The following is an 11996-nucleotide window of genomic DNA, read 5'->3' as shown; positions in this document are numbered from 1 at the left end:
AGAAACACCAAACCGGGAACCAAAAAAACGAGGGGAGGGGGGAGAGGAAAAGGGGGGGGTGTTTGGGGGGACAAAAAACAAGAAAAAACCCGCTCCCCCCCCCCCCGAAACCGCCAGAAGGTCTTGAGGTTCGCCGCTACTTCGTCACGCTCGGCGGGGTCAGCGGCGTCGCCGCCTGGGCCTGCGGCGAGGCGGTGTTGGCGTACACCGACGGGGCGGCGATGGTCGCCGTCGGGTCGGGCACCGCCTCCTCCTCGGTGGGCTGCGAGCCGCCGATGATCTGGATGCCGGCCTGGTCCAGGGCCCGCTTGATGCGCCAGCGCAGCTCCCGCTCCACGGTCACCGACTTGCCCGGCATCGTCTTCGCCGAGACCCGGATGACCATCGAGTCCAGCTGCACGCTGTCCAGGCCGAGGACCTCGACCGGGCCCCACAGCATCTCGTTCCAGGGCTCTTCCTTGCTCATCCGCTCGGCGACGTCGCCGAGCACGCTCTTGAGCCGGTCCAGGTCCTCGGTCGGGCGGACCGTGACATCGACCCCGGCCGTCGACCAGCCCTGGGAGAGGTTGCCGATCCGCTTGACCTCGCCGTTGCGGACGTACCAGATCTCGCCGTTGTCGCCGCGCAGCTTCGTCACCCGCAGGCCCACCTCGATCACCTCGCCGGAGGCGACCCCGGCGTCGATCGAGTCACCGACGCCGTACTGGTCCTCCAGGATCATGAAGACCCCGGAGAGGAAGTCGGTGACCAGGTTGCGGGCGCCGAAGCCGATCGCCACGCCCGCGACACCGGCCGAGGCCAGCAGCGGGGCGAGGTTGATCTCGAAGGTGCCGAGGATCATCAGGGCGGCGGTGCCCATGATCAGGAAGCTGGCCACCGAGCGCAGCACCGAGCCGATCGCCTGCGAGCGCTGGCGCCGCCGCTCGGCGTTGACCAGCAGCCCGCCTATCGCGGTGCCGTCGACCGCCGAGACGGTGCGGTTCATCCGGTCGATGAGCTTGGTGATGGCCCGCCGCACCGCGACCCGCAGCACCGCCGCGATCACCAGGATCAGCAGCACTCTGAGACCGATCGCGAGCCAGGTCGACCAGTTCTCCTCGACCCAGCTGGCCGCGTTGGTCGCGCTCTCCTGGGCGTCCTGGAGCGAGGGGACCACCGGAGTCGTCTCCGAGGGAGAGGGGGACGGGGTGGAACCGGCGGCCAATAGGACGGCGGACAGGGACACGGCGGGTACCTCCAGGTGCGGCTTCTGCCCTCCCGGTACGGCGGTCGGGGGTCAAGCGGTTCAAGGTCACGGAATGGTCACCGGGAGGGGCAGACCCACCACACTAACGGTGCATTGTGTGTGGATCGTTGTCATGTTCGGGGGAGAGACGGCTCTCACCTGGGGATGAAGAAAGGTGTGGTCGAAAACACTCTCAGCCCGTTACCTGGACATGGTGGCGCATTCGTACGGCCTGAGGGGAGACTGACTACAGATCGTCCCGGCACGAGCCACGTGCCGCCGACGCCCAAGGAGGCATCCGTGCCGCATGTCCTGGTCCTCAACGCGTCGTACGAGCCACTCGGCGTCGTACCGCTCCGCCGCGCGCTCGTCCTCGTCCTCGAAAACAAGGCTGTCTGCCTTGAGGAGTCCGGCGCCTTCATGCACAGCGCAACTGTCACAGTCCCCGCACCAAGCGTGGTCCGGCTCAAGCGATTCGTCCGGGTTCCCTATCGGGGGCCCGTTCCTCTTACCCGCCGAGCGCTCTTCGCGCGCGACGGGGGCCGGTGCATGTACTGCGGTGGCGTCGCAACCAGCGTCGACCACGTCATCCCGCGCAGTCGCGGGGGCAAGCACGTCTGGGACAACGTGGTGGCGTCCTGCCGCCGCTGCAACCATGTGAAGGCCGACCGTCATCTGTTCGAGATCGGCTGGCGGCTGCGGCACAAACCGGCCCCGCCGACCGGGCTGGCCTGGCGCATCATCGGCACCGGTCATCGTGACCCGCGCTGGTTGCCGTACTTGCAACCGTATGGGGCGGATGACGCCTTGGCCCGGATCGACGGCATTTCCGCCTGAGGTTCCGGGCCTTCGCGTATCGCGGGTGCGCACGGGTGCATGGGGGCGCGCGGGTGTACGGGGGCGCGGCTCCCTCCTCAGGGAGTTCCGCGCGCCCCCTTCACCACGTACGCGCCGCCCCCCAGGGCGAACAGCAGCGCCGCCGTCGCCCACGGCCCCGGGCCGGTACCCGGCTCCAGCAGCCATGCCCAGGCGGGCAGGGTCGTGGTGCGCACGCCCGAGATCCCCATGTACACCGCGCTGACGTACCCGAACACCGGCAGCCAGCTCAGGCGCGCGCCCAGTACCACCGCCGCGCCCGCGGTCAGGCCGGTGCAGCCGAGGACGTTGCGGACCATGGCGGGCGGGCCGAAGGTCTGCGCGCCGGACAGGACCGCCGGCGGGAGCAGCGCCGCCGCCAGTGCCGTCAGGCACAGCAGGTGGGCCAGCCTGCGGTGCCACCAGGGGCGTACCGCCGTGCGGTCCAGCTCGTCGGAGGCGGAGTGCAGGCTGGTGCCGATCGCGGCCGCCGCCAGCAGCGGGGCCAGGGCCACCACCGGGACCCTGCGCTCCGGGTCCAGGTAGGAGTCCAGGGCGTGGGCGGCCCAGACCGCGAGCAGGGCGGTCGCGGTGAGCGCGAGAACCGTCTGCGGAAGGGCCCGGGAGCGGGCGTAGAGGACGATGCCGGTGCCGGTCACAGGGTCGGCACTCCGCTCGGGTCGCAGACATCCGCCGTCGCGAAGTACTCCGACAGCCACTCCCGGCGCTCGTCCTCCGGCGTGTCCAGCAGCCGGGCTCGGGCCTGCTGCGTGGCCTTCAGGTCGGCGCGGTCGGCCTCGGTGCCCTTGGCGGCCAGGTCGTCGAAGTACTTCTCCATCGGGCTCGGGGCCAGGTAGTGCTCAACGGCACGGTCGGTGCGGTCGACGGCGGGGTCGGTGCTGTCGCAGTCCGCGCGGCCGACGAGCGACATCCCCGCCTCCCACGCGTACCGCTCGGGGTCGGTGAGCTTCCCGCGTACGACCGACCGGCCGAGCGGAGTGACCATCGGCAGCCGTGCCTCCTCGGGGCGCGAGCGGCCCACGCGGTCCTCGAAGCGCACGGGGAGGTTGTCCACGCCCTTCAGGCGGCCCGTCAGACCGGACAGCGCCTCGGTGATCTGCGGCAGCAGCTCCTCGTACCGCTTGTTCACACACACCTGCGGGGTCGTGGAGGTGTCGCAGACCTGGCGGCGGGCGACCGGGTTGGGGCGGGTCAGCTCGTCGGCCTCGACGAGGGTGACCGCGGCGGCCGTGGCGAGGGCCAGCGGCACCAGGGCGACGGCCCGGCGGCGGGCGGTGAGGGCCAGGACCGCGGTCGCGGCGAGCCCGCCCACCCACAGCACCGACACCCAGGGCTGCCACCACACCGTCAGCTTGGTGACGGAGGTGTCGATCAGCGGGGACAGGCCGGCGTAGGTGTTGCGGTGGTCGTAGGAGAGGAAGCCGAGGACGACGTACCCGCCCGTCGCCAGCACCGGCGCCGTCAGCCGCCAGGGCACGACCCGGCCCACCGCCTGGCCCCCGAGCGCCGCGCTGAAGAGGAGAAGGGTGTCGGTGAACGGCACGGCCAGGTACGGGCTGTCCCCCGTGGCGCAGTACCAGGTGGCCAGCAGCGCGCACCCGGCGGCGACCAGGTGCCCCACCGCCACCCACAGGGCGACCGGCACCGCCGAGGCGAGGAAGCGGGGGAGTGCGCCGCGCACGGAGGTCCGCAGCAGATCGCCGGTACGGCACCGGCGTTCCCGCCCGCCCTGCCAGCAGCCCGCGGCCAGCGCCAGCGGTATGCCGAGCAGGACCGCGGCCGCGTGCGTACGGTCCCGGGTCTCCGCCCAGCCGCCCTGCCAGCTCGCGGCCGGTTCGGCCAGGGCGACCAGCAGGGTGAGCAGGACCGCCGCGCCGGCGAGCGGGGCGAAGCCGCGCCGGAACTCCGGGCGCAGGGGGCCGGCTTTGGCAAGGATCCTGGGCTTGTCCATGAGGAGCGTCATCGGACAGCCACCTCCCGGTGGGCGCGCAGGGCGGCCGTGTAGCCACGTTCGATGGGGTGGTCGCCGACGCCGTCCGCGGCGGCGCCGAGGGCGGTGAGCGCGTCGGGGGTGCCGCGGTAGGCGAGGCGTCCCCCGGCGATCAGCGTGACCTCCGTGCAGGCCGCGGCCACGTCCTCCACCAGGTGCGTGGAGACCAGGACCGTGGCCTCGGCGCCGAGTTCGCGCAGCAGCTCGCGGAACTCCACGCGCTGCTCCGGGTCCAGGCCCGCGGTCGGCTCGTCCAGGAGCAGGACCGCCGGGTCGTTGACGATGGCCTGGGCGATGCCGACCCGGCGGACCATGCCGCCGGACAGCGTGCGGATCTTCGCGTCGATCCGGTCCGCCAGCCCGACTCGCTCCACGGCGCGCTCCACGGCGGCCGGCGTCCCGGCGGCGGGCATCTCCTTCAGCCAGGCCATGTACGCGACGAACTCGCGCACGGTGAAGCCCGGGTAGTAGCCGAACTCCTGCGGCAGATAGCCGAGCCTGCGGCGGACCTCGGTGCGGGCGCGCGGGTCGGCGATGTCCTCGCCGAGCATCCGCACCCGGCCGCCGGTCGGGGCGGCGACCGTGGCGAGCACACGGATCAGCGAGGTCTTGCCCGCGCCGTTCGGGCCGAGCAGCCCGTGCACGCCGCGGCCGAATTCGAGGTCGAGGGAGTCCAGGGCGACGGTTTTGCGGTGCCGGACATGCAGACCGGCCACCTGGATGGTGGTCAAGGAAGCTCCAAGGGAAGTACGGGGAAGCGAGGTCTTTCAGCGCCGTTCGAGGCGGTCGTACGTCGTGCGCCGGGCCGCCAGCAGGGCCGCGCACAGGGCCGCGGCCACGGCCCAGCCGCTCTGCGTCGCGGCGCCGCCCACATAGGTGGCGAGCTGGTCCGACAGATGCCGGGAGACCGCGCCGTCGGGTGTCGCCAGCGCCGGTGCCAGTACGGCGCACAGCCAGCCGCCGCCGGTCACCGCCGTCGCCGTGCGCAGCCCCAGCCAGCCGCCGAGGGCGAGCGCGGCCAGCGTCAGCGTGAGTCCGGGCAGCAGCCAGGCGGCGGCGCCCGGCGCGTCCGAGTCCGGCAGCACCACACCGGCGAGCGTCAGCAGCGGCAGGCTGACCGCCAGCACCATCACGGTGCGGGTCAGCGCCAGCCGCAGGCCCGCCGACGGGGTGGACGCGGCCAGTTCGTGCAGCGGGTCGGCGTGGCGGCCGTAGGACAGGGCCACCCCGGCGACCGGGACGACCGGGGCGACGGCCAGCAGCAGGGGGCGGGCCCCCTGGAAGTCGGCGACGTGGGCGAGCAGGACGGCGCCGAGCGCCACCAGCAGGACCGCGGGCAGCCAGGCGCCGCGCACGGCGGGGGCCGCGGCCCACAGCAGGCGGGGGGTGCGCAGCGGGGCCTTCGCCCGGACCGGCGGCGCGGCGTCCAGGACGGCACCGCGAACCTCCGCCAGTACCGCCCCGGCCGCCGTGGCCCGTACCGCCCCGGACACCCGGCCCGCGCAGGAGGCGCAGGACTCCAGGTGCTTCTCCAGGGACCAGGCGTCGGAGTCGGGCAGGGAGCCGTCGGCGTAGCGCGCGATCAGGGACTCGGGTGCGTGCCAGTCGGTCATGCCGGGCCTCCCATCGGGGACGGGGTCAACTGGGCGAGCGCGGTCCGCAGTTCGGCACGGGCGCGCATCGCACGGGACTTGACGGTGCCCTCGGGGATGCCGAGCAGCCGGGCGGTCTCACGGGTGGTCAGCCCGTCCACCACCGTGGCGCGCAGTACCTCCCGCAGCTCCGGGGAGATCCGGTCGAGGGCGGTGCCGACATCGCCGTACTCCAGCCCCGTCAGCACCCTCTCCTCCGCGGAGGGTGCTGACGGGGCCGGTTCGACGCCGGGCGGGGTGGCGTCGATCGGGGTGGTCTCCAGGCGTCCGGCCCGCTCCTGGGCGCGGCGCGCGTCGATCAGCCGGCGTGCCGCGATGGTCCACAGCCAGCCGCCCGCCTCCTCGCCGCGGTGCGACCCGGCCGACCGCCACACGGTGACGAAGGTGTCCTGGAGCACCTCGCGCACCACCTCGGGGTCCGCGCAGCGCCGGGTGAGCCGGGTGTGCAGCCATCCCGCGTGCCGGTCGTACAGGGCGGCCATCGCCGCCGAGTCCCCGGCCGCGACGGCCCGCAGCAGCGCCGCGTCCCCCTCGTCCTTCTCCCGATGGCCCCCCATGGGGCGGAACAGTCTCACACCCCGTCTATCGACGGCCCCGGCTGCGCCGGTTCACGACGGGTGGAACGGAGGTCGAACCGGGCTGACGCGATGGTCCGGCAGGCGTCGACGGAAGTGGCCGCGACCTGCCGTTTGCCTCACCCTGGAAGAGTCCCCGGGGCGGGAACGCGATGTGACACAAGGCACGTTGTCCGTCCGGGGACGTCTGCCGTCGCGCCCGCTGGGTAGGGCTGCATCAACCCGCGGCTGCGTTCGACCCGCGAGGGAACCGCAAGGGCCTGGCCGGCGCGATCCGCAGGACAGGCCGTAGGCCGCCGTACTCGACAAGGAGGCCCCCCGTGGCCGCATCGGCACACCTTCTGCTCACCGCCCTGTCCAAACCCGAGGCGCTCACCGGGCCCGAACCGCATGTGTGCGTCTTCAGCTCGGAGAGCGCCTGTGCCGAGACCCCGCTCACCAGCGAGCCGCCGCTGCCCGCCGCCGAGCCCCTGACCAGCGAGCCGCCCCTGCACGAGGCGCTGCCGCTGACCAGCGAGCCGCCGCTCGCCGCCGCCGAACCGCTGACCGGCGAGGCGTACGCCTACGGCCGGGACAGCGACCAGGACTACTTCGAGGACCCCGAGAGGCCGTAGATGGCACAACAGCGGTCGGCCGAACCCCCGTCCGAGGACCTGCCCGCCGAGGACCTGCCCGCCGAGGAACTGTCCGCTGCGGATCTGCCCGCCGAGGAACTGTCCGCCGCGGATCTGCCCGCCGAGGACCCGAACGCCGACGACCTGTCACGGCTCGCCGAACTGCACGGCGTGGCCACCTCCTACCGGCCCTCCCCGGACCGCACGGTCCGGGCCCCGGCCACCGCGCTGACCTCCGCGCTGGCCGCGCTCGACGTCGACGTCCGCACCCCCGACGCCGTACGCCGCTCCCTCGCCGCCCGGGAGAGCGAACTGCGCGAGCGGCTGCTGCCGCCGACCGTGGTGTGCTGGAACGGCTCCGGCGCCGACCCCCTGCCCGCCGCGCTCACCGGCCTCCCGGCCGGCACCCGGCTGCGGGTGGAGACCGAGCAGGGGGAGACCCGGGCCGCCGTCGACCGACTGCCGCACGGGGTGCACCGGTTGACCGCCACCGCGCCCGACGGCCGTACCGCCCGCGCCCACCTCGTCGTCGCCCCGGCCCGGCTGCCCGCCCCCGCCGGACGCTCCCACGGACTCCTCGTCCAGCTGTACTCCCTGCTCTCGCAGCGCTCCTGGGGTATGGGCGACCTCGGTGACCTCGCGGAGCTGGCGGCCTGGTCCGGGCGGGCCCTCGGTTCCGGGTTCGTGCAGGTCAACCCCCTGCACGCGGCAGTGCCCGGGGCGCCGACCGACCCCTCCCCGTACCGGCCTTCCTCGCGCCGCTTCCCCGACCCGGTGCACCTGCGGGTCGAGGACATCCCGGAGTACGCCCGGATCGAGGACCGCGAACGGCTGCGCGGGCTGCAGGAACGGGCCCGGCTGCTGCGGGAGTCGGTGCTGGAGAAGGGGGCGCTGATCGACCGGGACGCGGTGTGGGAGCTGAAGCGCGAGGCGCTGGAGCTGGTGCGCGAGGTGCCGCTCGGGCCGGGCCGGCGCGCGGCCTACGCCGATTTCCTGGCCGCCGAGGGCCAGGCGCTGGAGGACCACGCCACCTGGTGCGCACTGGCCGAGGTGCACGGCTCCGACTGGCGGCGCTGGCCGGAAGGACTGCGGGACCCGAGGTCGGCGGAGACCGCGCGGGCGCGCGGGGAGCTGGCGGACCGGGTCGACTTCCACTCGCTGCTCGCCTGGCTGACGGACGCCCAGCTCACCGCCGCGCAACGGGCCGCGCGGGAGGCGGGGATGCCGGTCGGGATCGTGCACGACCTCGCCGTCGGCGTGCATCCCGACGGGGCCGACGCGTGGGCGCAGCAGGAGTACTTCGCCGCCGGGATGTCGGTCGGCGCGCCGCCGGACGCCTTCAACGCGCGCGGCCAGGACTGGGGGCTGCCGCCGTGGCGCCCGGACCGGCTGGCCGAGTCCGGGTACACGCCCTACCGGCGCCTGCTGCGGGCCCTGTTCCGGTACGCGGGCGCGCTGCGCATCGACCACGTCATGGGCCTGTTCCGGCTGTGGTGGGTCCCCGAGGGCCGCCCGCCGACGGACGGCACGTACGTCCGCTACGACGCCGAGGCCATGCTCGCGATCCTGGTGCTGGAGGCCTCCCGGGCCGGTGCCCTGGTGATCGGCGAGGACCTGGGAACCGTCGAGCCCGGCGTACGGGAGGCGCTGCGCGCCCGCGGGGTGCTCGGCACCTCGGTGCTGTGGTTCGAGCGGGACTGGGAGGGCGACGGCCGCCCGCTGCCGCCGGACCGGTGGCGCGCGGACTGCCTGGCGACGGCCACCACCCACGACCTCCCCTCCACCGCGGCCCGTCTCACCGGCGAGCACGTCGAACTCCGCCACCGTTTGGGCCTGTTGACCCGCTCCCTGGAGGAGGAGCGCGCCGAGGCCGCGGCCGACACGGGGGAGTGGCTGGCGCTGCTGTCCCGGCTCGGCCTGCTCCACGGCACGGGCGGCGGACACGGCAGCTCCCAGGAGGAGGCCGAGATCCAGGCCGTCCACCGCTTCCTGCTGCGCACCCCGGCCCGCCTGGTCGGCATCTGGCTCCCCGACACGGTGGGCGACCGCCGCCCGCAGAACCTCCCCGGCACCTGGGACCAGTACCCGAACTGGCGTCTTCCCCTCAGCGACGCGGAGGGCAGGCCGGTGACCCTGGAGGAGCTGGCCGCCTCGCCCAGGCTGCGGGCGCTGCTGGAGGTGATGCGGGCGGGCTGAGGGCGGGCTGAGGGCGGGCTGAGGGCGGTGCCGGGGCGGGTGTGCGTGGGGTTCGTGGTGGTCACGGTCCAAGATCACCGAGTCCTGGAGGCCCCATACGCACCCCCGGGCGAGCGCCCCCATTCGGGGTTCGATACTTTGGGCACCGTGGACAAGAAGAACGCCCTGCGCGCCGGCGCCCTGGCTGCCGGTACGGCGCTGATGATGCTGCTCATGTCGTCCCCCGCGGCCGCGGTGGCCCGCGACGACGGTGACGACCCCGGCCCCGGCCTGAGCGTCATCGAGACGCTGGGTCTGTTCGTCGTGGCCCCGCTCGCCATCTTCGCGGTCATCGTGGGTCTCGTGATGGTCCTGGACCGCTCGTCGGAGGACCACCTGGTCAAGGCCAAGCCGAAGGCGAAGGCCACGGCGAAGGCCTGACCCCACCCGCACTCTTCGAGGGCGCCGTTCCCGGGGCGCGTACGTGCAGTTCGCCGTACGCCGCCGGGGGCGGTGCCTTTTCCGCGTCCGGCGCGGGTTCCGCCGGCGGGCTCAGGGGTTCGGGGCCGTCAGATAGCGCTGGACCGTGGGTGCCAGCCATGCCACCACCTCCTCCACGGGCAGTGCGACCGCCGGCGGCAGGCGTAGGACGTAGCGGGTCAGGGCGAGCCCCAGCAACTGCGTCGCGACCAGCGCCGCCCGCGCCGGGCTCTGTTCGGGGTCCGGGCAGACCAGCCGGGCCACGGGCAGCAACTGCTCCCCGAAGATGCTCTGCATGCGTTCGGCCCCGGCCTGATTGGTGACGCCGACCCGGAGCAGCGCGGTGAGGACCTCGTTCTCCTCCCACATGTGCAGGAAGTGCAGGATCATCGCCTCCCCGATCTCCTGCCGGGGCAGCCGGCTCAGGTCCGGCAGTTTCAGGTCGACCGAGACCGCCGCCGCGAAGAGCCCCTCCTTGTTGCCGTAGTAGCGCATGACCATCGACGGGTCGATGGCCGCGTCCTTGGCGATGGCCCTGATGGTGGCCTTCTCGTAGCCGTCGGCGGCGAACCGTTCGCGCGCCGCGGCGAGGATCGCGGTCCGGGTGGACTCGGACCGCCTGCGCCCGCCTCCCCCGTGGTCGGTCGCGCCGGGGAGTTCATTTCCAGTCATGCCAACAAGCGTAGGCCAACACGCGTAGGCCAACAAGTGTTGACTCCGCTCGCGCCCCGCCGTATCGTCGTCAACGAGCGTTGGCCAACAGGCGTTGGCAAACGAATGTTGGCCAATGAGTGTTGGTCAATGAGTGTTGGCCAATGAATGTGGACCAACAGGCGTTGGCAAATCTGAGGCGTTGGCTCTAGGAGGCCACCATGAACGGCACCGGCACCGGTCTCGGCACCGACCCGAACCCCACCCCCCACCCGGGCGCCGAAGACCCCACCCGCTCCGTGATCGTCGTCGGCTGCGGCCCCACCGGACTGCTGCTGGCCGGCGATCTCGCCGCCGCGGGTGTCCCCGTCACCCTCGTCGAGAAGCGCCCGCACAGGATCAGCAACCTCTCCCGCGCGATCGTCGTGCACGCCCGCACCCTCGAACTCCTCGACGCCCGCGGCCTCGCCGACGAGGTGGAGTCCCTCGGCAGGCCCCTGGACCGGATGAACCTCTTCACCCGGCTCACCGTCGAGTTCGACACCCTCCCCTCCCGCTTCCAGCACCTCCTCGTCCTCCCGCAGTACGAGATCGAGCCGATCCTGGAGCGCCGCGCCCTCGCCGCGGGTGTCCGGTTCCGCTACGAGACCGAGGTGACCGGGATCGCCCAGGACGACGCGGGCGTCACCGTCCAGACCCGCGGCCCCGAGGGCACCACCGAGTCCCTGCGCGCGGCGTACGTCGTCGGCACCGACGGCTTCCGCAGCACCGTCCGCAACGCGATCGGCCTGCCCTTCCCCGGCCGCTCGGTGATCCGTTCCGTCCTGCTCGCCGACGTCCGGCTGGCCCGGCCGCCCGAGAACGTGCTCTCCGTGCACTCCCGCGGCGACGCCTTCGTGTTCTTCGCGTCCTTCGGCGACGGCTACTACCGCATCGTCGCCTGGGACCGCCGCCGGGACACCCGCGAGGACGAGCCGCTGGACCTGGAAGAGGTCCGGCAGACCGTCACGGCCGCCGCCGGGCACGACTTCGGGATGTACGACGCCCGCTGGCTGTCCCGCTTCCACAGCGACGAACGCCAGGCGCCCTCCTACCGCGTCGGCCGGGTCTTCCTCGCCGGTGACGCCGCCCATGTGCACACCCCGGCCGGCGGCCAGGGCATGAACATCGGGATGCAGGACGCGGCCAACCTGAGCTGGAAGCTGGCCGCCGTCCTCCAGGGCCGCGCGGAGGACAGCCTGCTCGACACCTACCAGGCCGAGCGCCACCCCGTCGGCACCGAGGCCATGCGCAGCAGCGGCGTCATCGTGCGGCTCGCCATGGCGAAGTACCCCTGGACCCGGGGCATGCGGGCGGCCCTGACGGCCACCTTGAACACCGTCACCTCGATCCGCCGCAAGCTGGCCCTCCAGATCTCCGGGATCAGCGTGAAGTACCCGGCCCCCGACGGCGCCCACCGCCTCGTCGGCACCCGTGTCGCGGACGTGAAGCTGGAGGGCGGGCGCCTCTACGAGGTGCTGCGCGGCGGCCGGTTCGTGCTGATCACCCCGGAGGAGTGCACCGACAAGACGGGCCTGGAGGACCGCCTCGCGGTGGACCGCCGCACCGACCGGGGCGCCGGCAGCCGTACGACGGTCCTGGTGCGCCCCGACGGCTATGTGGCCTGGGCGGCGGACGCCCCCGACCTGCCGGAGATCGAGGCGGCGGTCGAGGAGCACGTGGGGGAGCGCGTCAGCCTGGCGCGCTGAAGGCGGCGGA

The 11996-nt window shown here is 73.4% G+C and carries 12 protein-coding genes; 5 read left to right on the top strand and 7 right to left on the bottom strand.

Annotation, left to right across the window (positions count from 1 at the left end; translation table 11 throughout):
• Positions 1–136 precede the first annotated feature (136 nt).
• Entirely contained in the window at positions 137–1225 is a 1089-nt protein-coding gene (locus ACZ7L7_RS04330; RefSeq protein WP_285511047.1) for a mechanosensitive ion channel family protein, read from the bottom strand.
• Positions 1226–1525: 300 nt separating this feature from the next.
• Between ACZ7L7_RS04330 and ACZ7L7_RS04325 the strand changes: the two genes are divergently transcribed.
• Positions 1526–2062 carry an HNH endonuclease gene (locus ACZ7L7_RS04325; protein WP_086843133.1) on the top strand — a complete coding sequence of 179 codons (537 nt, stop codon included), beginning with the start codon at positions 1526–1528 and terminating at the stop codon, positions 2060–2062.
• 77 nt (positions 2063–2139) lie between these two features.
• Here the strand turns inward: ACZ7L7_RS04325 and ACZ7L7_RS04320 are convergent, their stop codons facing one another.
• Genes ACZ7L7_RS04320 through ACZ7L7_RS04300 form a run of 5 tightly spaced genes read right to left on the bottom strand, consistent with a single transcriptional unit; the run spans position 2140 to position 6300 of the window.
• Positions 2140–2739, bottom strand: coding sequence for a hypothetical protein (locus ACZ7L7_RS04320; RefSeq protein ID WP_471591434.1), 600 nt, complete (start codon positions 2737–2739; stop codon positions 2140–2142).
• Positions 2736–4064: a hypothetical protein gene (locus ACZ7L7_RS04315; RefSeq protein ID WP_453608709.1), complete on the bottom strand. Its 1329-nt coding sequence runs from the start codon at positions 4062–4064 to the stop codon at positions 2736–2738. Before ACZ7L7_RS04315 ends, ACZ7L7_RS04320 begins: the two co-directional genes overlap by 4 nt.
• The gene (locus tag ACZ7L7_RS04310; RefSeq protein WP_285511050.1) at positions 4061–4822 is read right to left on the bottom strand and encodes an ABC transporter ATP-binding protein; all 762 of its coding nucleotides are present in this window, start codon (positions 4820–4822) and stop codon (positions 4061–4063) included. Before ACZ7L7_RS04310 ends, ACZ7L7_RS04315 begins: the two co-directional genes overlap by 4 nt.
• A gap of 36 nt (positions 4823–4858) precedes the next feature.
• Positions 4859–5704: a zf-HC2 domain-containing protein gene (locus tag ACZ7L7_RS04305; protein WP_285511051.1), complete on the bottom strand. Its 846-nt coding sequence runs from the start codon at positions 5702–5704 to the stop codon at positions 4859–4861.
• On the bottom strand, positions 5701–6300 hold the full coding sequence (locus ACZ7L7_RS04300) for an RNA polymerase sigma factor (protein WP_285511052.1): 600 nt from the start codon (positions 6298–6300) through the stop codon (positions 5701–5703). Before ACZ7L7_RS04300 ends, ACZ7L7_RS04305 begins: the two co-directional genes overlap by 4 nt.
• 338 nt (positions 6301–6638) lie before the next feature.
• On the opposite strand from ACZ7L7_RS04300, the gene ACZ7L7_RS04295 reads away from it, so the two are divergent.
• From ACZ7L7_RS04295 to ACZ7L7_RS04285, 3 genes are all read left to right on the top strand, one after another.
• Entirely contained in the window at positions 6639–6932 is a 294-nt protein-coding gene (locus tag ACZ7L7_RS04295) for a hypothetical protein (RefSeq protein WP_285511053.1), read from the top strand.
• A complete protein-coding gene (gene malQ / locus ACZ7L7_RS04290; RefSeq protein WP_453608714.1) occupies positions 6933–9128 on the top strand; it encodes a 4-alpha-glucanotransferase in 2196 nt (731 codons plus the stop codon). It begins immediately after the preceding gene.
• Between the two features lie 147 nt (positions 9129–9275).
• Positions 9276–9548 carry a hypothetical protein gene (locus ACZ7L7_RS04285; protein ID WP_285511054.1) on the top strand — a complete coding sequence of 91 codons (273 nt, stop codon included), beginning with the start codon at positions 9276–9278 and terminating at the stop codon, positions 9546–9548.
• 111 nt (positions 9549–9659) lie between these two features.
• On the opposite strand, the gene ACZ7L7_RS04280 is transcribed toward ACZ7L7_RS04285, so the two are convergent.
• Positions 9660–10259 carry a TetR/AcrR family transcriptional regulator gene (locus tag ACZ7L7_RS04280; protein ID WP_285511055.1) on the bottom strand — a complete coding sequence of 200 codons (600 nt, stop codon included), beginning with the start codon at positions 10257–10259 and terminating at the stop codon, positions 9660–9662.
• A gap of 200 nt (positions 10260–10459) precedes the next feature.
• Here ACZ7L7_RS04280 and ACZ7L7_RS04275 point away from each other — a divergent pair, with 200 nt between their 5' ends.
• On the top strand, positions 10460–11986 hold the full coding sequence (locus ACZ7L7_RS04275; protein WP_285511056.1) for an FAD-dependent monooxygenase: 1527 nt from the start codon (positions 10460–10462) through the stop codon (positions 11984–11986).
• Positions 11987–11996 lie beyond the last annotated feature (10 nt).

The organism is Streptomyces sp. NPDC110618, from assembly GCF_055657065.1.
The sequence above is the reverse complement of the archived record's forward strand: the minus strand, read 5'-3'. Positions and strand labels throughout refer to the sequence as shown.